This is a genomic window from Corallococcus sp. RDP092CA (genome assembly GCF_041903675.1).
Lineage (GTDB): Bacteria > Myxococcota > Myxococcia > Myxococcales > Myxococcaceae > Corallococcus.
Genome location: NZ_JAYESI010000022.1, coordinates 25,993 through 46,308, shown reverse-complemented (window position 1 = coordinate 46,308; position 20,316 = coordinate 25,993). Strand labels below are relative to the sequence as shown.

Here is a 20,316-nt window from a genome sequence, read left to right as displayed (position 1 = left end):
TCCATGAATCCCCCCTCGGAGGCCCGCCCACAGGAAGTCCTGCTGTTCACCCTGGAGCGGCAGCGCTATGGCCTGCCCGTGGAGGACGTGCGCGAGCTGGTGCGCGCCGCGCGCCTCACGCCCCTGCCCCAGGCCCCCGACGTGGTGGAGGGCCTGCTCAACCTGCGCGGCGACCTGCTGCCCGTGCTGGACCTGCGCCGCCGCTTCCGCCACCCCGCTCGCGCGCTGTCCCCCATGGACCACTTCATCGTCGCCAGCGCCGGGCAACGGCAGGTGGCGCTGCGCGTGGACCGGGCCGAGGGACTGCACGCCATCACCGCCGGGGAGTGGGACCCCTCCCCCCGGGAGCTGCCGGGCGTGGGGTACGTGGCCGGGGCCGCGAAGCTCCCGGACGGGCTCGTGCTCGTGCACGACCTGCGCGCCTTCCTCTCCGAGGCGGAGGCCCTGCAACTCGACACCGCGCTCGGGGCCCTCTCGGAGCCTGCTTGATTGGCGGCGTCCTCCCCCCGGGCTTCAAGGAGGTGCTCGCCCTGGTGGAGGAGCGCGCGGGGCTCGCCGCGCCCAGCTGCCTGGCCGCCGCGCTGGAGGGCATCCAGCGCGCCATGGCCCGCGCCGACCAGGAGGACGTGGAGGCCTACCTGCGCGAGCTGTCTTTCGACAGCGCGCTCCTGGACGACCTGCTCACCGAGCTCACCATCGGGGAGACGTACTTCTTCCGCACCCACGAGCACTTCGACCACCTGCGCCGCGTGGTGCTGCCGGAGCTGCGCGAGCGCCTGGGGCCGGACCACCAGGTGCGCGCGTGGAGCGCGGCGTGCTCCTCCGGCGAGGAGCCCTACTCCATCGCCGCGCTGCTGATGGCCGAGGGCTGGGAGGAGCACATGACCGTGCGCGCGACGGACGTGTCGCGCACGGCGCTCCACCGCGCCCAGCAGGCCCGCTACACGGACTGGTCCCTGCGCGGCCCCTCCGCGGACCGCATGCGCCCCCACCTCACGCAGGAGGGCCGCTTCTACTCGCTGTCCCCGGACGTGAAGCGCCACGTGCAGCTGGGCTACCTCAACCTGGCGCTGGAGACGTGGCCGTCGGCCGAGAGCGGCATCTGGCAGCTGGACGTCATCTTCTGCCGCAACGTCCTCATCTACTTCAACCGCGCCACCATCGAGGGCGTGGCGCGCAGGCTCCACGCGTCGCTGGATGACGGGGGCTACCTGTTCACGGGGCCGTCGGATCCGCCGCTCGGGGACTACGCGCCGTTCGAGCCCGTCCTCACCGAGTGGGGCGTGCTGTACCGCAAGCCCCTGGCCGGCGCGAGCGCCGGGCACTTCGTCCCGCTCCAGCCGCTGGCCCCGCTGCGCGCGGACGGCACGCCCTTCACCGTGGCGGCCCCCGGCTCCGGTTCGCTCCCCGCGCGGACCGAGCCCCCCCCTCCTCTGGCGCCCCCCGCGCCGCCGGTCGCCGGGAGGCCCGCTCCGGGCACCGGCCTCTCCGGCGGCGCACCCGCCCCGGGCTCCGGCCTGCTGGGCGGCGGCGCTCCCGCCTCGGGGACGTCTCCCGCTCGCGGCGCGCCCGCCGCGAGGGCTCCGGCGGTCCGCCCCGGCGAGGCCTCCACGTCCGGGACGCGGCCCCGCTTCACCCTCAGCGTGGAGGCGCTGGAGGCCGTGCGGGTGGCGCTGGCCCGGGGCGACTGGCGCGAGGCCGCGCGGCGAGCAGGCGCGCAGTCCGCCGACCCGGAGGGCGCCCTGGCCGCGGTTCGTGCACTGGCCAACCTGGATCCCCGCGCGGCGCTGTTCGCGTGCGCGGAGGCCTCGGTTCGTCACCCACTGGTCGCCGGTCTGCGGTATCTGGAGGCCTTGCTGCTGCTGGGACAGGCGCGGCTGACCGAGGCGGAGCGCTCCGCCCGGCAGGCGCTCTACCTGGAGCCGGGGCTCGCGGTGGGCCACCTGCTCCTGGGCCACGTGCTGCGCCGGCAGGACCAACCCGCCGCCGCCGCCCGGGCCTACCGCGAGGCGGAGGGGCTGTGCCGGAAGCTGCCGCCAGAGGCGCTGGTGCCGCTGGCGGAGGGAGAGCGGGCCGGCGCGCTCGCGGACGTGGCCCGCGCGGAGTCGCGGCGCCTGGAGCGGATGGAAGGCTGACGAGGCGAGCGGATGGCGAAGCGCGAGGGAAACATCGACTGGGACAAGGCCCGGGCCCGGCTGGAGGCGCTGGAGCGCGACACCGAGGCGCGCGACACCTTCTCCGACGAGGCCGCCCGCGAAGCGCTCGACGCGCGCGCGCGCGCCCTGGCCCGCCCGGCGGAGGTCCCCGTCCTGCCCGGCAGCCAGCGGGAGATGGTGCGCTTCAAGGCCGCGGGCCAGGCGTATGCCCTGGAGTCGCGCTTCATCCTGGAGGTCATGCGCGCGCCGGAGCTCACCCCGCTGCCGGGCGCGCCGCCGCTGCTGCGCGGCCTGACGCTGCTGCGCGGCGAGGTGCTGCCCGTGGTGGAGCTGGCCCCCCTGTTCGGCCGGCCCGCGTCGCAGGGCACCGGCCCCGTGCTGGTGGTGGGCGCGGCCCGCGCGGAGCTGGGCCTGCGCACGGATGAGGTGGAGGAGGTGACGGTGCTGGCGGGCGCGGAGCTGCTGCCCGCGCCGCCCTCCCTGGAAGAGGAAGCGGGCGCGCTGGTGTCCGGCGTCGGCCCCGACGGCACGCTCGTCCTGGAGGGGGAGGCCCTCCTCGCCGACGACCGTCTCGTGTTCGAGCTGTCCGAAGAAGGAGTCGCATGAGCATCGGGAATCGCATCGCGCTGGGCTTCGGGCTGTCCCTGCTGGTCCTGCTGGTCATCGCCGGCGTGGCCTTCCAGGGCGCCCAGCAGCTCACCACCACCACCGAGGGCCTGCTGGAGGCCCACAACAACTACAAGCTGCTGCGCGAGGTGCGCGCGCTCGTCGTGGACGCGGAGACCGGCCAGCGCGGCTTCATCCTCACCGGCGACGAGTCCTACCTGCGCCCGTACCAGAACGCCCTGACCGAGCTGCGCACGGACCTGGAGGCCCTGCGCCCCGCCATGGCCCGCTACCCGGACCAGCGCTCGCGCTTCGCGAAGCTGGAGCCGATGGTCACGAGCAAGCTGGACGAGCTGGCGGACACCGTCCGCGTCCGCCGGGAGCAGGGCTTCGAGGCGGCCCAGGCCATCGTGAAGACCAACCGGGGCCAGCGGGAGATGGAGGCCATCCGGGAGATCATCACGGACATGCGCGAGACCGAGGAGGACCGCTGGAAGACCTACTCCGACGCCGCGACCCAGGCCGCGCAGCGCAGCGTCTGGGTGCTGGCGCTGGGCACGCTCCTGGGCCTGGCCATCGTGGGCGTGGGCAGCTTCGTCATCACCCGCGGCATCACCGGCCCCCTGCGCAAGCTCACCTTCGGCGCGGAGCAGCTGGGCCGGGGCGAGCTCACCCACCGCATCGACGTGCGCGGCAAGGACGAGATGGCCGACCTGGCCGGCGCCTTCAACGCCATGGCCGACCGCCGCCAGCAGGCGGAGGTCCAGCTGGCGAAGCAGGCCGAGCAGCGCGAGCACACGCTCAAGACCGTGGCGGAGTTCGTCAACCAGCTGGCCGGCGCGTCCTCCGAGATCCTCGCCAGCACCACCGAGCAGGTGGCCGGCGCCCAGGAGCAGGGCACCGCCGTCACGGAGACGGTGAGCACCATCGAGGAGATCACCAAGACGTCGGAGGAGGCCGCCGGCCGCGCCCGCGCGGTGAGCGAGTCCGCCCGCCACTCGGAGGAGGTGGGCCGCTCCGGCCGCCGCGCCGTGGAGGAGGCGGTGTCCGCCATGGGCGCCGTGCGCGAGCAGGTGGAGTCCATCGCGTCGCGCATCCTCGCCCTGGCCGAGCAGGCCCAGGCCATTGGCGACATCATCACCACCGTCAATGACATCTCCGAGCAGACGCACATGCTCGCGCTCAACGCCTCCATCGAGGCGAGCCGCGCGGGCGAGCACGGCCGCGGCTTCGCCGTCGTCGCCTCCGAGGTGAAGGCCCTGGCGGACCAGTCCAAGAAGGCCACCTCGCAGGTGCGCCAGATCCTCGGGCAGATCCAGAAGGCCACCCACGGCGCGGTGATGACCACGGAGGAGGGCACCAAGAGCGTGTCCGCCGCCACGCGCGTCGTCACGGAGGCCGGCGCCACCATCCAGCAGCTGGCGGACCTGCTCACGCAGGCGTCGCTCACGGCCGCGCAGATCGCCGCGTCCGCCAACCAGCAGGCCACCGGCATCGGGCAGATCCGCCAGGCGATGCACGACGTGAACCAGGCCACGCAGCAGGGGCTCATCTCGTCGCGGCAGACGGAGCGCGCGATGCAGGACATCAACGCCATGGGCCAGAAGCTCAAGGGGCTGCTCGGGGAGTTCGGGCGCTAACCCATGCCCATGGACCGCGACAGGCTGGCGCAGGCGCTGCTGGACTCGTTCCTGGAGGAGCTGGAGGGGCACGTGGTGTCCCTCAACCGGGACCTGCTCGCGCTGGAGCAGGCCCCGGCGCGCGCGAGGGAGCTCATCCCCGGCCTGCTGCGCACGCTGCACAGCGTGAAGGGCGCGTCGCGCGCGGCCAGCACCAGCATGGTGGAGAACGCCTGCCACCGCATGGAGGAGGTGCTGGAGCCGCTCATCCACGGGCGCGCGCCCGCGCCGGACCTCTTCGAGCTGTGCTTCGCCACGGTGGACGCGCTGGACGACGCGGGCCGCCGCCTGGCGTCGCGCCAGGAGCTGGCCGGCTCGCCGCTGGAGGCGCTGCTGCCCCAGCTGGAGCAGGCCGCGCACGGCGCGCCGGCCCGGGCGTCGGCGCCCGGCACCGCGCCGAGGCCGGCGCCGCCCCCCGCCGGCGGGCAGCCGCCCCCGGAGGCGCCCGAGCCGGAGCTCCCCGTCCCCGCGCAGGTCAGCGGGGAGACGCTGCCGGTGCGCGTGTCCGGGCAGAAGCTGGACGCGCTGCTGGGCCGCAGCGGCGAGCTGCGCGTGGCGATGCTGCGCCTGGAGGGCCACGCCGAGTCCCTGGAGGCGCTGCGCGACGAGGTGGCCGGCCTGCGCGAGGCGGTGCGCGGCACGCAGTCCGAGGCGACGCTGCGCCGCGTGGAGCTGGAGCTGGCGCGGGTGGCGCGCGTGCTGGCGCAGGACCGCCGCGCGCTGTTCCAGTCCTCCACCGGCCTGGATGACGAGGTGCGCCGCTCGCGCATGCTCCCCTTCGAGGAGGGCTGCACCGGCCTGGAGCGCGCCGCGCGCGACGTGGCGCACGGCCTGGGCCGGCGCGTGCGCATGGAGGTGCACGGCGGCGGGCTGGAGCTGGACCGCTCGCTGCTCCAGTCCCTGCGCGAGCCCCTGCTGCACCTGGTGCGCAACGCGGTGGCGCACGGCCTGGAGGCGCCGGAGGAGCGCGCGCGCCACGGCAAGCCGGAGGAGGGCCGCGTGGTGCTGTCCGCGCGGCTGCGCGGCAGCCGGGTGGAGGTGGCGGTGGAGGACGACGGCCGCGGCCTGGACCTGGAGTCCCTGCGCGAGCGCGCGCGGGCCCGGGGCCTGGAGGCGCCCGAGGACGACGAGGAGGCGGCGCGGCTCGTGTTCCTGCCGGGCCTGTCCACCGCGCGGAGGGTGACGGCGGTGTCCGGCCGGGGCGTGGGCCTGGACGTGGTGCGCGCCCAGGTGGAGGCCCTGCGCGGCAGCGTGGAGGTGGCCTTCAAGGCGGGCCAGGGCACCCGCTTCACGCTGGACGTGCCGCTCACCCTGAGCACCCTGCGCGTGCTGCTGGTGTCCGTGGGCGGCCAGGTGCTGGCGCTCGCCAGCGAGGGCGTGGACCGGCTGCTGCGCCTGTCGCCCGCCGACGTGCGCGAGGTGGAGGGCCGCATGTCCTGGGTGACGCCGGAGGCGCTGGTGCCGCTGGCGTCGCTCGCGGGCGTGCTGGACCTGCCCCCGGGGCCGCCCCGGGCGCGGCCCCCCGCGGTGGTGCTGTCCGCGGGCACCGCGCAGGCGGCGCTGGTGGTGGACGAGGTCATCGCGGAGCAGGAGGTGCTGGTGCGCTCCCTGGGCAGCCGCGTGAAGCGCGCGCGGCACGTGGCCGCCGCGGCGGTGCTGCCGGATGGGCGCATGGCGCTGCTCCTCAGCCCCGCGTCGCTGGTGCGGGCCGCGGGGGGGCGCCCCTCCGCCCAGTTCTTCCCCACGCCCAAGGAGCGGGTGGCGCGCCGGCGCGTGGTGCTGGCGGACGACTCGCCCACGACGCGCATGCTGGAGCAGAGCATCCTGGAGAGCGCCGGCTACGACGTCACCGCGTGCGCGGACGGCGCGGAGGCCTGGGAGCGGCTCCAGGCCGGCGGCGCGGACGCGCTGGTGCTGGACGTGGAGATGCCGCGCATGGACGGCTTCCAGGTGACGGAGGCCGTGCGCACCTCTCCCCGCTTCGGGCGGGTGCCGGTGGTGCTCGTCACGTCGCGCGAGAAGCCCGAGGACAAGGCGCGCGGCCTGCAAGCCGGCGCGAGCGCCTACATCGTGAAGAGCGCGTTTGACCCCACGAGCCTGCTGGAGACCCTGAGGCGACTGCTATGAAGACCGAACCGTTGCGCATCCTGGTGGCCGAGGACTCGCCCACCGCCCGGCGGCTGCTGGTGGAGATCCTGCGCACCGACCCGGCGCTCACCGTGGTGGGCGAGGCGAAGGACGGCCTGGAGGCGGTGGAGCTGTGCCAGCGCCTCCAGCCGAACCTGGTGACGATGGACATCCAGATGCCGCGCATGGACGGCCTGGACGCCACCCGCCGCATCATGACGGAGGTGCCCACGCCGGTGGTGGTGGTGTCCACGCTGGTGGAGCGCGACATCCAGACGTCCATGGCCGCGCTGAGGGCCGGGGCGCTCGCGGTGCTCCAGAAGCCGGTGGGCCCGGAGTCGTCGGACTTCGAGGCGGACAGCCGCCGCCTGCGCGACACGCTCAAGGCCATGGCCCAGGTGAAGGTGGTGCGCCGCTGGCCGGACCGCGCCACCCCGCCCCAGACCCCGCCGGAGGCCACGCCCACGCCCGGCGCCCGCCCGCCGGCCGTGCTGGCGATGGCCGCCTCCACCGGAGGCCCCGCCGCGCTCTACCGCATCCTCTCCGACCTGGGCGCCCGGGAGGCGCCCCCGCCCCCCATCCTGGTGGTGCAGCACATCGCGCTGGGCTTCGGCTCCGGCCTGGCCACGTGGCTGGGCACGGCCACGAAGCTCCAGGTGAAGGTGGCCGAGGACGGCGAGCCGCTGGCCCCCGGCACCGTGTACCTGGCCCCGGACGACAAGCACCTGGGCGTCACCCAGGACCACCGCGCGCAGGTGTCCGGCGCCGCGCCCATCCAGGGCTTCCGCCCGTCCGCCAACTGGCTCTTCCGCGCGGTGGCCCGCGCCTACGGGCAGACGGCCCTGGCGGTGGTGCTCACCGGCATGGGCCAGGACGGCCTGGACGGCATCCGGGACCTGCACCAGGCGGGCGGGCGGGTGATCGCCCAGGACGAGGCGACGTCCGTGGTCTACGGCATGCCCGCCGTGGTGGTGGCAGCCAACCTGGCGCACGAGGTCCTGCCGCTCGGGCAGATTCCCCGGCGGCTGCTGGCCCTGCTCCAGCCCGCGGGGCGGCTCACCTGAAGTGTTGGTTGAGTGAAATTCATCCGCGCGCGGGCCCGAGCGGAATGGCGCCCCTGGCCCGGAGTGTCAATATCGAGTCCAATCGGGGCGTCCCCACGTCCCCTCTTCCCGATGAGCGCTCCCACGACCGGACTGGCCTACGAAGCGGTGTTCGCCGCCATCCCCGACCCTGCCTACCTGCTGGATGGCACGGGGCGGCTGGTGTCGTGTAGCGCTGCGGGCGCCCGGGCGCTCGGCCGCGAGGCGTGCGCGCTCTCGGGCCGGCACTGGAGCGAGCTGGGGCTGCCGCAGGAGGCGCTGACGGCGCTGGAGGCCGCGCGCGTGCGCGTGGTGACGCTGCGCGAGCCCGCCACCGTGGAGGCGCCCTGGCCGGGCCCGCGGGGCGTCCGCCGGCACGCGCTGGTGCTCACGCCGCTGGGCTCGGAGGCGGACGCGTCCCCGGCGGTGCTGGTGACGGCGCGGGCGCTCACGGAGGCCGAGGCCGTCTACTCCCGGGCCCTGGAGCTGGAGCAGGCCGCGCGCGCGGAGGTGGAGACGGCCGAGCGCCGCCGGTCCTTCCTCTACCAGGCGATGACGACGCTGTTCACCCACCCGCCGGATCCGCAGGGCATGTACACGCTGCTCGCGCACCTGGCGGTGCCGGACCTGGCGGACTGGTGCCTGGTGGACGCGCTGGAGCACGGCCCGTGGGTGGGCCGCGCGGCGGTGGCGTGCCTGGACCCGACGCAGCAGGAGCGCGCCCGGAGCCTGCCCATGCGCACGGAGCTCCGCGACGACGCGCCGGTGGGCCTGCTGCGCGTGCTGCGCACGGGCGAGCCGGAGCTGGTGCCGGCGGTGACGGAGTCGCTCCTGCGCGCGGCCGCGGCGGAGCCCGCGCACCCGGCGATGCTGGAGGCGCTCCAGGCGCGCTCGTACATGATCATCCCGCTGCGCGCGCGCGGCCACACGCTGGGCGCGGTGACGTTCGTGAGCTCCGGCTCCGGGCGGCGCTACGGCCCGGACGACCTGGCGCTGGCGGAGGACCTGTGCCTGCGCGCGAGCCTGGCCATCGACAACGCGCGGCTGGTGGGGGAGTCCCGCCGGGCGGCCCGCGCGCGCGAGGACCTGCTCGCGGTGGTGTCGCACGACCTGAAGAACCCGCTGGGCGTGGTGCAGCTGGGCGCGGCGCTGCTCCTGCGCGGCACGGCGGGCAAGCCGGGCGGCGAGGCGGTGGCGAAGCAGGCCACGCGCATCAACGACGCGGCGGAGCGCATGTCGCGCCTCATCTCCGACCTGCTGGACTGGGGCCGCCTGGAGGCGGGGCACCTGCCGCTGGAGCTGGGCGAGCACACCGCCGCGGCGCTGGCCACGGAGGCGCTGGAGGCCATCCGCCCGCTGGCGGAGGCCAAGGGGCTGCACCTGGAGGCGGACCTGCCCACCGAGGGCCCGCGCGTGAAGTGCGACCGCAGCCGCGTGCTCCAGGTGATGGGCAACCTGCTGGGCAACGCGGTGAAGTTCACGCCCCCGGGCGGCACGCTGGCGGTGAAGGCGGTGCTGCGCGGCAACGAGGTGTCCTTCGACGTGCGCGACACGGGCAACGGCATCACGCCGGACGCGCTGCCGCACATCTTCGACCGCTACTGGCAGGCGCGCGACGCGGCCGCCCGCGGCACCGGCCTGGGGCTGGCCATCGCCAAGGGCCTGGTGGAGGCGCACGGCGGCACCATCCGCGCGGAGAGCATCCTGGGCACCGGCAGCGTCTTCACCTTCACGCTGCCCGTGGCGCCGCACCAGGGGCTCCCCGGCACCGCGCCGCAGTCCTCCGCCGGCAGCGCGCGCCCGCGCGACACCTACGAGCACTGACGCCGCGCGGCCCTGAGGGGGCCACCTCCCACGCCTGTTGCCGAGGTGGCCTTCAGCGTGCCATGCAGGCGCCTTATGTCCTTCCTGCATCAGGCGCTGGTGTTCCTGGCCGCCACGGTGGTCGCCGTGCCCCTGTTCAAGAGGCTGGGGCTGGGCTCGGTGCTGGGCTACCTGGCGGCGGGGGCGGTCATCGGGCCGCACGGCGCGGGGCTCATCTCCGACGTGGAGCACATCCTCCACATCGCGGAGCTGGGCGTGGTGCTGCTGCTGTTCGTGATTGGCCTGGAGCTCCAGCCGTCGCGCCTGTGGAGCCTGCGCCGCAACGTGTTCGGCATGGGCGGCGCGCAGGTGGTGCTGACGGGCGTGCTGCTCGCGGGAGTGGGCAGGGCGCTGGGCCTGGCCTGGGGCGCGGCCCTCATCGCGGGCTTCGGCCTGTCGCTGTCCTCCACCGCGTTCGCGCTCCAGTTGCTCGCGGAGAAGAACCAGCTCACCACCGAGCACGGGCAGATGGCCTTCGGCATCCTCCTGTTCCAGGACCTGGCCGTGATTCCGCTCCTGGCCGCGCTGCCGCTGCTGGGCACCTCCGACGCGCCCTCCACGGAGCCCGGGTGGCTGATGGCGCTGAAGGCCGTGGGCGCGGTGCTGGTGGTGGTGGTGGCGGGCCGCTACCTGCTGCGGCCGGTGTTCCGCGCGGTGGCGTCCGTGCACAGCCAGGAGCTGTTCACCGCGACGGCGCTGCTGGTGGTGGTGGGCACCGCGGCGCTGGTCAGCGCGGTGGGCCTGTCCATGGCGCTGGGCGCGTTCCTCGCGGGCGTGCTGCTGTCCGAGTCCGAGTACCGCCACGAGCTGGAGGCGGACATCGAGCCCTTCAAGGGCCTCCTGCTGGGCCTGTTCTTCATCGCCGTGGGCATGTCCGTGAACCTGGCGCTGCTCGCGCGCGAGCCCCTGCGCGTGCTGGCGCTGGTGCTGGGCCTCACCGCCCTCAAGGCGCTGGTGCTCTACGGCCTGGGGCGCGTGGGCTTGAAGAAGCCGGGCGGCGCGGAGAGCCTGGCGGTGGTCATCTCACAGGGCGGTGAGTTCGCCTTCGTCCTCTTCTCCCTGGCGGTGTCCTTCCACGTGATGGACCGCGCGCAGGCGGACCTGCTGGTGCTGGTGGTGGGCCTGTCCATGGTGGTGACGCCGTTCCTGTCCGCCCTCCACGAGCGCTGGGTGGCGCCGCGCTTCCAGCGCCAGGGCCCGCAGCGCGAGTACGACGTGTCCCCGGAGGAGGACCACCCGGTCATCATCGCGGGCATGGGGCGCGTGGGGCAGGTGGTGGCCCGCCTGCTGCGCGCCCGCCGCATCGGGTTCACCGCCATCGACGCGAGCGCGGAGCACATCGACTTCATCCAGCGCTTCGGCAACCAGGTGTTCTACGGCGACGCGTCCCGGCTGGACCTCTTGCGCGCGGCCCGCGCGGAGAAGGCCCGGGTGTTCGTGCTGGCCATCGACGACATGGCCGCGTCCCTGCGCACCGCGCAGATGGTGAAGGAGCACTTCCCGCACCTGACCCTCTACGCGCGGGCGCGCAACCGCGAGCACGCGTACCGCCTGCTGGACCTGGGCGTCACCCACCTGGTGCGCGAGACGTTCGACGCGAGCCTCGCCATGGCCGGCGACGTGCTCCAGGAGCTGGGCCTCACCTTCGCGGAGGCCCGCCGCTCCGTGGAGCGCTTCCGCGAGCACGACGAGGCCCTGATGCTGGAGAGCGCCAAGGTCTTCAAGGACGAGAAGAAGATGATGGAGGTCATCGTCCGCGCGCGCCGCGAGCTGGAGCAGCTGTTCGAGAAGGACGAAGCCGAGCAGGAGTCGGCCTGAGGAGGACACCCCCATGAGCGCCGACACCGCGCCCCCCCCGAAGTCCTCCTCGCGCCTCTACCTGTGGGTGCTGGCCGCCATCTTCGCGGGGGGCCTGCTGGGCCACCTCGCGCCGTCCACGGCGGTGAAGCTCAAGCCGCTGGGCGACGGGTTCATCGCGCTGGTGAAGATGCTCATCTCCCCGGTCATCTTCCTGACCGTGGTGCTGGGCGTGGCCAACGTGGCGGACATGAAGAAGGTGGGCCGGGTGGGCGGCAAGGCGCTGCTCTACTTCGAGCTCGTCTCCACGTTCGCGCTCTTCATCGGCGTGCTGGTGGTGTCGGTGCTCAAGCCGGGCTCCGGCTTCAACGTGGACCCGCGCACGCTGGACGCGAGCGCCGTGGCCCGCTTCGCCCAGCAGGCGCACGACCAGTCCACCGCGGGCTTCCTGCTGCACCTCATCCCGCGCACCTTCGTGGACGCCTTCACCGGCGAGGGCGACCTGCTCCAGGTGCTGCTGATGGCGCTGCTCCTCGGCTTCTCGCTGACGGCCATCGGCCCCGTGGCGAAGCCCGTGGTCGTCCTCTTCGAGGCGCTCTCCCAGGCCTTCTTCCACATGATCCGCACGGTGATGAAGCTGGCGCCCATTGGCGCGGGCGCGTCCATGGCCTTCACCCTGGGCGCCTACGGCGTCACCAGCCTGGGGCCGCTGCTGCGCCTGATGGGGTGCTTCTACCTGGCGTGCGCGCTCTTCGTGGTGGGCGTGCTGGGGCTGGTGGCGCGGCTGACCGGCTTCTCCCTCCTCAAGTTCCTGCGCTACATCCGCGCGGAGCTGCTCCTGGTGCTGGGCACGTCCTCGTCGGAGTCCGCGCTGGTGCCGCTGATGCAGAAGCTGGAGCGGCTGGGGTGCTCCAGGTCCGTGGTGGGGCTGGTGGTGCCCAGCGGCTACTCCTTCAACCTGGACGGCACCAACATCTACCTCACCATGGCGGCGCTGTTCGTGGCCCAGGCGCTCAACGTGCACCTCACCTTCACGCAGACGGCCACGCTCCTGGGCGTGGCGATGCTCACGTCCAAGGGCGCCTCCGGCGTGACGGGCGCGGGCTTCATCACCCTGGCCGCCACGCTGGCGGTGGTGCCGTCCGTGCCGGTGGCGGGGCTGGCCCTCATCCTGGGCATCGACCGGTTCATGAGCGAGGCGCGCGCGCTCACCAACTTCATCGGCAACGGCGTGGCCAGCATCGTCGTGTCCCGGTGGGAGAACGAGCTGGACCGCGAGCGCCTGCGCGCCGAGCTGGACGGCCAGCCCCTCCCCGAGGCCCCGCCGGCCGACGCGGGGACTCCGGCCTGACTCAGGCGGGCGCCACCGCGTCGCGCACCGCGGCCTTCAGCACGTCCAGGTCCACCGGCTTGTCCAGCAGCCGCCGGGCGCCCAGCCGCAGCGCCTCCGCGTGCGTCTCCGCGTCCGCGAAGGCGCTCAGCAGCAGCACGGGGCAGGTGACGCCCTGCGCGCGCAGCCGCCCGAGCGCCTCCAGGCCGGTGCGCCCCGGCATGCGCACGTCGCTGACGATGAGGTCCGGCGGCGCGAGCGTGCCGCCGTGGCCCCGCATCATCGCCATGTAGTCCCCCAGCTCGAAGCCGTCCTCCACCTCCACCACCGTGTAGCCGGCCCGCCGCAGCGTGTACACCAGCATCGCCCGCATCGCGTCGTCGTCCTCGGCCACCAGGATGCGCGCGGCCGGCGCCGCTCCTTCGTGTGGAGGTGCGTGGATCATTTGAGCACGGAGGAGCACGGCGCATGCCACGCGCCTCGAAGGGACGTGGCTCCGTCGTGCCCGCGGGGTCCCGGGGCATCCTGCCCCCGCCGGGGCAATGTGCCCCAGGCCTGCGTGGACATTCCGCCCCGCCCTGGCGGCGCCCCGCTCGGGGGCGTGGGTTGGCATGGCCGATGCTCTAGCCCCCGGTCGGCCCCGCATCCCACTTCTCGCGGGCCCACACGGAGTCTCTCCCATGAAGCGCACTTCCGCCCTGGTCCTCGGTCTGTCCCTGTCCCTCGCCTCCATGGGCGCGTTCGCCGCCGCGCCCAAGGCCCCCAAGAGCGCGCCCGCCGCCCAGACCCAGCCGAAGGCCGGCGCCAAGGCGAAGAAGGCGAAGCAGGGCGCCTCCCAGAAGGCCCCCGCCGCGCCGGCCGAGGGCGCGAGCAGCAACTAGCCAAACGCTGTCGTGACGCAGCACCCGCGGTACCCGTAGCGTACCTCCCCGGTCCGTGTGTTCCTTCCCCCTCACGCACGAACCGGGGGTTGCCTTTTCGTGAAGCTCGCTCGCAAGTTCACCCTGGCCCTGGTGCTGCTCGCCGTCGCGGTGATGGCCGGCCTCCAGGCGTTCCAGGTCAACCGGGAGCTCGCCCGGTCGGAGATCGACACCCAGCACGACCACCGCCTGCTCGGCCACACGCTGGCCGGCTCCATCGGCAAGGCGTGGCAGCTCGCGGGCGAGTCCGAGGCGCTCACGCTCCTCAACCAGGCCAACCGCTTCCAGGAGCAGGTGCGGCTGCGCTGGGTGTGGCTGGACGGCGGGCCGGGCTCCGGCTTCGCGCCGGCGCTGCCTCCGGCCCTGCTGCTCAGCCTGCGCGCGGGCAACGACGGCTGGCTGATGGACACGTCCAACAGCCCGGGCGTGCTGCGCTCGTACACGCCGGTGTTCCTGGGCCGGCGCATGGGCGCCATTGAAATCACCGAGTCCCTGTCCGAGCAGGAGCAGCACGTGCGCGCCACCGTGCTGGGCACCTTCATCGCCACGGCGGCGCTGTCCTTCTTCTTCCTCCTGGCCGCCATGGCCATGGGCCGCCGGCTGGTGGGCCGGCCCGTGGAGCAGCTGGTGCACCTGGCGGGGCGGATTGGCGAGGGCGACCTCACCGCGCGCGTGCCCCTGCGGCGCGAGCGCGGCGACGAGCTGACGACGCTGGCGGTGGCCATGAACCGGATGGGGGAGCAGTTGGAGGAGACGCGGGCGCGGCTGGCGGCGGAGACGGCGGCGCGGCTGGCCACGGTGGAGCACCTGCGCCACGCGGACCGGCTCACCACCGTGGGCAAGCTCGCGTCCGGCGTGGCGCACGAGCTGGGCACGCCGCTCAACGTCGTCATGGGCCGCGCGAAGATGGTCTCCTCCGGCGAGGCGGAGGGCGACGAGGTGGGCGAGTGCGCCCGCATCATCTTCCAGCAGGCGCAGCACATGACCGGCATCATCCGGCAGCTGCTGGACTTCGCCCGGCGCCGCACGCCCTCGCGCGCGCCGGAGGACCTGTCGCTGCTGGCGGAGCGCACGCTGTCCCTGCTCAAGCCCATGGCCACCAAGAAGGGCGTGACGCTGTCCCAGGAGGTGCCCCCGGGCTTCACCGTGGAGGTGGACGCGGGGCAGCTCCAGCAGGTGCTCACCAACCTGGTGATGAACGGCCTGCACGCCATGAGCCGGCCCGGCACCCTGCGGGTGCGCTCGCAGGTGCTGCGCGCCACCCCGCCCGCGGACGTGGGCGGCCCGGAGCAGGACTGGGCGCGGCTGGACGTGGAGGACGAGGGGACGGGCATCCCGCCGGACGTGCTGCCCCACGTCTTCGAGCCCTTCTTCACCACCAAGGACGTGGGCGAGGGGACGGGGCTCGGGCTGTCCGTCTCCTATGGGATGGTGCGGGACCACGGCGGCTGGATTGACGTGAAAAGCGAGCCGGGCCGTGGGAGTTGTTTCTCCATCTACCTGCCGCCGGGGACACACGCATGCCAGGCCGCATCCTGATTGTCGAAGACGAGCGCGAGATGCGCGCCATGGTGGAGAAGGGCCTCCAGCGCCGGGGCTTCCAGCCCCTGGCCGTGGCCGCCGCGGACGAGGCCCTCCAGCGGCTGGCCGTCGAGGACTTCGACACCGTCCTCACGGACCTGCGCATGCCGGGCATGGACGGCCTGGCGCTGTGCGAGCGCATCGTGCTCAACCGGCCGGACATCCCCGTGGTGGTCGTCACCGCCTTCGGCAGCCTGGAGACGGCGGTGGCCGCCATCCGCGCGGGCGCCTACGACTTCATCACCAAGCCCATCGACCTGGACGCGCTGGTGCTGGTGCTGGAGCGCGCCGTGCAGCACCGCGCCCTGCGCGCGGAGGTGCGGAGGCTGCGCCAGGCGCTGGACCAGCGCCAGGACGACGGCGCGCTCGTGGGGGAGAGCCCCGCGCTCAAGCAGGCCTACGCGCTCATCGACCGGGTGGCGGACGTGGACGCCACCGTCTTGATCACCGGCGAGAGCGGCACGGGCAAGGAGGTGGCCGCGCGGGCCCTCCACGCGCGGGGCCGGCGCAAGGAGGGGCCCTTCGTGGCCATCAACTGCGCGGCCATGCCGGAGCAGCTCCTGGAGAGCGAGCTGTTCGGCCACGCCAGGGGCGCCTTCACCGACGCGAAGGCCTCGCGCACGGGCCTCTTCATCAAGGCCAACGGCGGCACGCTGTTCCTGGATGAGGTGGGTGAGCTGCCCATGACGCTCCAGCCGAAGCTGCTGCGCGCGCTCCAGGAGCGCGTGGTGCGCCCGGTGGGCGGCGACACGGAGATGCCCTTCGACGCGCGCATCGTCGCGGCGACGAACCGCGACCTGGAGCTGGCGGTGGAGGAGAACCGCTTCCGCGAGGACCTCTACTACCGGCTCAACGTCATCGGCCTGGAGCTGCCCCCGCTGCGCGCGCGCGGCAACGACGTGCTGCTCCTGTCGCAGCGCTTCGTGGAGCAGTTCGCGTCCCGCACGGGCAAGAAGGTGGTGGGGCTGTCCCCCGCGGCGGCGCAGCGCCTGCTGGCCTACGGCTGGCCGGGCAACGTGCGCGAGCTGCAGAACTGCATCGAGCGCGCCGTGGCGCTCACGTCCTTCGAGCAGCTCACCGTGGACGACCTGCCGGAGCGCATCCGCAACTACAGCACGCCGCGCGTGGTGCCGGAGAACACGGACCCCTCGGAGCTGGTGACGCTGGAGGAGCTGGAGCGCCGCTACATCCACCGCGTGCTGGAGGCCGTGGGCGGCAGCCGCACGCTCGCCGCGCGCATCCTGGGCGTGGACCGCAAGACGCTCTACCGCAAGCTGGAGCGCGGCGACGCCGAGGCCCGGGAGTCCAAGGAGCCTCGGGAGACGAAGCGGCCCTAGGCCGAGGGCTCCCCGGGTGGTGTCCGCCCCCCTGTGTTCCCAGCTCTTGAGAGAGGAGCCATCCGTTCCAGCCACAACCCTTCACCATGGCCACACGGCGGAGGGGCGCTGGCTGGAGGTGTGCCGCAAGGAACGCCCACCCCCCCTCGGGGATGGCTCCCGCTTTGCGTTTCGCGCGGTATGGTCCCGGGAGGATGCGCCCCGTCCCCCTCCAGAGCCGTGTCTCCTGTCGCGTGGCGGACCTCTCATGGGGGCCAGGCGACAAGAACGACGCCGACCCGTTTCCTCCTGGAGGTTCCTCCCTACCCTCGGAAATCCACGAGTTCATGAATCGCGTCACGGGCGGACAGGACGCCCTCCGCTGTCCAGGCCCCGTGCTCCGGCGATGAGGCCGGGCACGCTCCGCGGCAGCGCCGTGTTCCCCACCTGAAGGAATCGCCCCCGTACCCCGAACGACCCGCCGATGGCCCAAGCCCCTGCCCGCCCGCGCTCCCGCCCCCCCGCCCCGTCCCCGACGGAGGTCTCCGGTCCGGGTCTGCTCGCGCTGCTGGAGGGGCTGCCGGAGGCCTTCCTCGGCGTGGACGCGGGCTGGCGCATCACCTGGCTGAGCCCGCGCATGCGGGAGCTGCTGGGCGCGCGCATCCAGCCGGGGGACGACCTGCGCAAGAAGGCGGCGGACGTGCTGGGGCTGGCCCAGCACCTGCGCCTGGACGCGCCCGCGACCGAGCAGCCCCCCGCCGCGCCCTACGAGCACCGCTGGCACGAGGGCGACCGCTGCTTCGAGGTGAGCGCCCGCCCGGTGGACGGCGGCCTGCTGGTGCACTGCCGCGACATCACCCGCGAGTTCCAGGCCCGCCACGAGCTGCAGCGCGCGGGCGAGCTCTTCCAGTCCGTGATGGAGGGCACCACCGACGCCATCTACATCAAGGACCTGGAGGGCCGGTACCAGGTCATCAACTCCGCGGGCGCGCACGCCCTGGGCCGCACCGTGTCCGAGGTGCGCGGGCGCCTGGACGCGGACCTCTTCCCGCCCGACGAGGTGAAGGTCAACCGGAGGCACGACCGGGACGTGCTCAAGGCGGGCCACCCCCTCACCTACGAGGACGTCCAGAAGGACCCCAACGGGGACCCGCGCGTGTGGCTGTCCACCAAGGGCCCGCTGCGCGACCCGGAGGGGACCGTGTTCGGCCTCTTCGGCATCAGCCGCGACATCACCCAGCGCAAGTGGGCGGAGGAGGAGGTGCGCCGGCACTCCGAGTTCCAGGAGCACCTGATGGGCATCATCAGCCACGACATCCGCAGCCCGCTCGGCGCCATCATGAACTGGTCGCGCGTGCTCGCGGCCGGCGGGACCGCGGAGGAGACGGCGCGCACCAGCCAGCGCATCGCGACCGCGGCGGTGCGCATCGAGCGGCTGACGCGCCTGCTGCTGGACTTCACCCGCGCGCGGCTGGTGGGCGGCGTGGTCATCGAGCCGCGCGGCGCGGACACGAAGGAGCTGCTCACCAAGGTGGCGCACGAGTTCCGCGTGGCCTACCCGCAGCGCGACATCGTCGTGGAGCACAAGGGCAACACGCAGGGGCACTGGGACCCGGACCGCCTGGCGCAGGTGGTGTCCAACCTGGTGGAGAACGCCCTCAAGTACAGCCCGGCGGACGCGCCCGTGAGCCTGGCCACGCGCGGCCTGCGCAACAAGGTGGTGATGACGGTCCACAACCAGGGCCGCCCCATCCCGGAGGCCACCCTGCCCCACCTCTTCGAGCCCTTCCGCCAGGGCCCGCAGCAGACGCGCACGCTGAAGATGAGCTACGGCCTGGGGCTCTACATCGTGCGGGAGATCGTCCACGCCCACGGCGGCACCATGGACGTCACCTCCACCGAGCGCGACGGCACCACCTTCACCGTCACGCTGCCGCGCCGCGCGCCGCCCCGGAAGGGCCCGCCGCCCGAGCCGCCTCCGCCGCCCCCGCACCACACCTGATTCAGATGAAGCGGGAGATGAGGGGCACCAGCGCGTCCAGCGGCGCGCTGCCGTTGGACAGGCCCGCCTCCGCCACCGCGCGCGGCATGCCGTACACCACGCAGGAGGACTCCGCCTCCGTGAGCACCACGCCGCCCGCGGCGCGCACGGCGCGCGCGCCCTGGAGGCCGTCCTCGCCCATGCCGGTGAGCACCAGGCCCAGGGCCTCCTTCCCCCAGACGTCCGCCACGCTCTGGAAGAGCACGTCCACGGAGGGGTGGTGCGGGGTGCCCAGCGGGTGGCGGTCCAGGCGCACCAGGTCGAGCGCCCCGTGCCGCGCCACCTTCAGGTGGTGGCCCGCGCGCGCCAGCACCGCGCGGCCCGGCACCAGCTCCAGGCCGTCGCGCGCCTCCACCACCTCCAGCGCGCTCTGCGAGTCCAGCCGCTTCGCCACGGCCTCCGTGTAGCCGGCGGGGATGTGCAGCGCGAGCACCACCGGCGCCGGGAAGTCCCGGGGCAGCGCGCCCAGCAGCCGCGTCAGCGCCTGCGGCCCGCCCGTGGACGTGCCCACCGCCAGCAGCTTCGTCGACGCCGAGGGCAGCGGCCGCGCGGGCGGGGCGCTCGCGGCCTCCGCCCGCGCCTTCGCGTAGCGCGGCACCGCGCGCCCCGCGACGCGCACCTTCTCCACCAGCTCCGCGCCCAGCTCGTAGAGGCGGTCCGTGGCGAGCGCCGTGGGCTTGTGCACCAGGTCCACCGCGCCCGCCTCCAGCGCGGACACCGCCAGCTCGCTGTCCGTGTCCGCGCTGCTCACCACCACCACGCGCGGCGCCTCCGGCATGCCGGCCAGCGCGCGCAGGACGCCCATCCCGTCCAGCTGCGGCATCACCAGGTCCAGGGTGAGGACGTCCGGCCGGAGCTCCGCCACCCGCTCCAGCGCGTCCAGCCCGTCGCGCGCGGTGCCCACCACCTCCAGGCCCTCCGCCTCCGACAGCACCTTGCGCAGCACCTTGCGCGCGAACGCCGAGTCATCCACCACCAGCACGCGCAACGTCATGGGTCCGCCTTGCTGTAGAAGAACGCGCCGCGGCGCTCCTCGCAGCGCAACGCCGTGCCGAAGCGCATCAGGGACTCGGAGGTGCCCACCACCAGGTGGCCGCCGGGCCGCAGCGCGCGGGTGAGGCCGTCCACCACGCGGCGCGCGGTGTCGTCCTGGAAGTAGATGAGCACGTTGCGGCAGAGGACGGCGTCGCAGCTGCCCGGCTCCGGGTAGCCCTCCAGGTCCACCAGGTTGAGCTGGCGCCACTCCACCTTCGCCATCAGCTCCGGCCGCACGCGGGGGCGGCCGTCCACCAGGTCCATCCAGCGCCCCATCACGCCCGGGGGCAGCGCGCGCAGGCAGCGCAGGTTGTGCGCTCCCGCCCTCGCGCGCTCCAGCGCCCGGGCGCTCAGGTCCGTGGCCAGGAGGGACACGTCATCCAGCACGCCGCGCGCGGCCAGCAGCATGGCCAGCGTGAGGGGCTCCTCGCCGGTGGAGCACGCCGCGCACCACACCCGGGGCCTGCGGTCGGCGCGGACCTCCGGGACGAGCAGCTCGTCCACCAGCACCTCCAGCGCCTGCGGCTCGCGGAAGAAGTACGTCTCGTGGACGAGCAGCGCCTCCACCAGCGAGTCCAGCGCCTCCGGCCCCTTCGGGTCGTAGCGGAGGAAGTAGTAGTAGTCGAGCAGCGAGTCGAACCCGGCGTCCAGCGCCCGGGTGGACAGCTTCTCCGCCAGCAGGTCCCGGTCCTCGGGCCCGTAGTGCAGGCCCGAGCGCTGCTCGATGAGCATGGAGAGGATGGCCAGGACCTGCGGGGACAACGGCAGCGCGCTCATGGGCCG

Annotated in this window: 16 protein-coding genes; 13 read left to right on the top strand and 3 right to left on the bottom strand. The window is 74.0% G+C overall.

Annotated elements, in window-relative coordinates:
- The first annotated feature begins 3 nt into the window (after positions 1–3).
- The 9 genes from U8525_RS22740 to U8525_RS22700 all read left to right on the top strand — a co-directional run bounded on the left by U8525_RS22740 (position 4) and on the right by U8525_RS22700 (position 12,661).
- Entirely contained in the window at positions 4–489 is a 486-nt protein-coding gene (locus U8525_RS22740; RefSeq protein WP_374268387.1) for a chemotaxis protein CheW, read from the top strand.
- A complete protein-coding gene (locus U8525_RS22735; protein WP_374268386.1) occupies positions 486–2,135 on the top strand; it encodes a CheR family methyltransferase in 1,650 nt (549 codons plus the stop codon). Before U8525_RS22740 ends, U8525_RS22735 begins: the two co-directional genes overlap by 4 nt.
- 12 nt (positions 2,136–2,147) lie before the next feature.
- Positions 2,148–2,762 carry a chemotaxis protein CheW gene (locus tag U8525_RS22730; protein WP_374268385.1) on the top strand — a complete coding sequence of 205 codons (615 nt, stop codon included), beginning with the start codon at positions 2,148–2,150 and terminating at the stop codon, positions 2,760–2,762.
- Entirely contained in the window at positions 2,759–4,402 is a 1,644-nt protein-coding gene (locus U8525_RS22725; protein WP_374268384.1) for a methyl-accepting chemotaxis protein, read from the top strand. The genes U8525_RS22730 and U8525_RS22725 overlap by 4 nt, the downstream gene beginning before the upstream one ends.
- Positions 4,403–4,411: 9 nt before the next feature.
- On the top strand, positions 4,412–6,568 hold the full coding sequence (locus U8525_RS22720) for a response regulator (RefSeq protein WP_374268477.1): 2,157 nt from the start codon (positions 4,412–4,414) through the stop codon (positions 6,566–6,568).
- Complete coding sequence (gene cheB / locus U8525_RS22715; protein WP_374268383.1) at positions 6,565–7,632, top strand: chemotaxis-specific protein-glutamate methyltransferase CheB; 1,068 nt, start codon at positions 6,565–6,567, stop codon at positions 7,630–7,632. Before U8525_RS22720 ends, cheB (U8525_RS22715) begins: the two co-directional genes overlap by 4 nt.
- Before the next feature lie 111 nt (positions 7,633–7,743).
- Complete coding sequence (locus U8525_RS22710) at positions 7,744–9,474, top strand: ATP-binding protein (protein WP_374268382.1); 1,731 nt, start codon at positions 7,744–7,746, stop codon at positions 9,472–9,474.
- A gap of 75 nt (positions 9,475–9,549) precedes the next feature.
- A complete protein-coding gene (locus U8525_RS22705; protein ID WP_374268381.1) occupies positions 9,550–11,331 on the top strand; it encodes a monovalent cation:proton antiporter-2 (CPA2) family protein in 1,782 nt (593 codons plus the stop codon).
- A gap of 13 nt (positions 11,332–11,344) precedes the next feature.
- Positions 11,345–12,661: a dicarboxylate/amino acid:cation symporter gene (locus tag U8525_RS22700; protein ID WP_374268380.1), complete on the top strand. Its 1,317-nt coding sequence runs from the start codon at positions 11,345–11,347 to the stop codon at positions 12,659–12,661.
- A gap of 1 nt (position 12,662) precedes the next feature.
- Here U8525_RS22700 and U8525_RS22695 read toward each other — a convergent pair whose 3' ends face one another.
- The gene (locus U8525_RS22695) at positions 12,663–13,085 is read right to left on the bottom strand and encodes a response regulator (protein ID WP_374268379.1); all 423 of its coding nucleotides are present in this window, start codon (positions 13,083–13,085) and stop codon (positions 12,663–12,665) included.
- A gap of 235 nt (positions 13,086–13,320) precedes the next feature.
- Between U8525_RS22695 and U8525_RS22690 the strand changes: the two genes are divergently transcribed.
- The 4 genes from U8525_RS22690 (at position 13,321) to U8525_RS22675 (ending at position 18,459) form a co-directional block, all read left to right on the top strand.
- Positions 13,321–13,521 (top strand): hypothetical protein, encoded by a 201-nt coding sequence (locus tag U8525_RS22690; RefSeq protein ID WP_374268378.1) that lies wholly within the window; start codon positions 13,321–13,323, stop codon positions 13,519–13,521.
- Between the two features lie 99 nt (positions 13,522–13,620).
- Positions 13,621–15,099: a sensor histidine kinase gene (locus tag U8525_RS22685; protein WP_374268377.1), complete on the top strand. Its 1,479-nt coding sequence runs from the start codon at positions 13,621–13,623 to the stop codon at positions 15,097–15,099.
- Positions 15,081–16,478, top strand: coding sequence for a sigma-54-dependent transcriptional regulator (locus U8525_RS22680; protein ID WP_374268376.1), 1,398 nt, complete (start codon positions 15,081–15,083; stop codon positions 16,476–16,478). Before U8525_RS22685 ends, U8525_RS22680 begins: the two co-directional genes overlap by 19 nt.
- 463 nt (positions 16,479–16,941) lie before the next feature.
- Entirely contained in the window at positions 16,942–18,459 is a 1,518-nt protein-coding gene (locus U8525_RS22675; RefSeq protein WP_374268375.1) for an ATP-binding protein, read from the top strand.
- Position 18,460: 1 nt separating this feature from the next.
- Here the strand turns inward: U8525_RS22675 and cheB (U8525_RS22670) are convergent, their stop codons facing one another.
- Both cheB (U8525_RS22670) and U8525_RS22665 read right to left on the bottom strand, forming a co-directional pair.
- Positions 18,461–19,492, bottom strand: coding sequence for a chemotaxis-specific protein-glutamate methyltransferase CheB (gene cheB, locus U8525_RS22670; RefSeq protein WP_374268374.1), 1,032 nt, complete (start codon positions 19,490–19,492; stop codon positions 18,461–18,463).
- Positions 19,489–20,310 (bottom strand): protein-glutamate O-methyltransferase CheR, encoded by an 822-nt coding sequence (locus tag U8525_RS22665; RefSeq protein ID WP_374268373.1) that lies wholly within the window; start codon positions 20,308–20,310, stop codon positions 19,489–19,491. Before U8525_RS22665 ends, cheB (U8525_RS22670) begins: the two co-directional genes overlap by 4 nt.
- Between the last annotated feature and the right edge of the window lie 6 nt (positions 20,311–20,316).

Coding starts and splice junctions, on each gene's coding strand:
- U8525_RS22740 (WP_374268387.1), top strand. CDS start 4: ATGAATCCCCCCTCGGAGGCCCGCCCACAGGAAGTCCTGCTGTTCACC.
- U8525_RS22730 (WP_374268385.1), top strand. CDS start 2,148: ATGGCGAAGCGCGAGGGAAACATCGACTGGGACAAGGCCCGGGCCCGG.
- U8525_RS22725 (WP_374268384.1), top strand. CDS start 2,759: ATGAGCATCGGGAATCGCATCGCGCTGGGCTTCGGGCTGTCCCTGCTG.
- U8525_RS22720 (WP_374268477.1), top strand. CDS start 4,412: ATGGACCGCGACAGGCTGGCGCAGGCGCTGCTGGACTCGTTCCTGGAG.
- cheB (WP_374268383.1), top strand. CDS start 6,565: ATGAAGACCGAACCGTTGCGCATCCTGGTGGCCGAGGACTCGCCCACC.
- U8525_RS22710 (WP_374268382.1), top strand. CDS start 7,744: ATGAGCGCTCCCACGACCGGACTGGCCTACGAAGCGGTGTTCGCCGCC.
- U8525_RS22705 (WP_374268381.1), top strand. CDS start 9,550: ATGTCCTTCCTGCATCAGGCGCTGGTGTTCCTGGCCGCCACGGTGGTC.
- U8525_RS22700 (WP_374268380.1), top strand. CDS start 11,345: ATGAGCGCCGACACCGCGCCCCCCCCGAAGTCCTCCTCGCGCCTCTAC.
- U8525_RS22695 (WP_374268379.1), bottom strand. CDS start 13,085: ATGATCCACGCACCTCCACACGAAGGAGCGGCGCCGGCCGCGCGCATC.
- U8525_RS22690 (WP_374268378.1), top strand. CDS start 13,321: ATGAAGCGCACTTCCGCCCTGGTCCTCGGTCTGTCCCTGTCCCTCGCC.
- U8525_RS22680 (WP_374268376.1), top strand. CDS start 15,081: ATGCCAGGCCGCATCCTGATTGTCGAAGACGAGCGCGAGATGCGCGCC.
- U8525_RS22675 (WP_374268375.1), top strand. CDS start 16,942: ATGGCCCAAGCCCCTGCCCGCCCGCGCTCCCGCCCCCCCGCCCCGTCC.
- cheB (WP_374268374.1), bottom strand. CDS start 19,492: ATGACGTTGCGCGTGCTGGTGGTGGATGACTCGGCGTTCGCGCGCAAG.
- U8525_RS22665 (WP_374268373.1), bottom strand. CDS start 20,310: ATGAGCGCGCTGCCGTTGTCCCCGCAGGTCCTGGCCATCCTCTCCATG.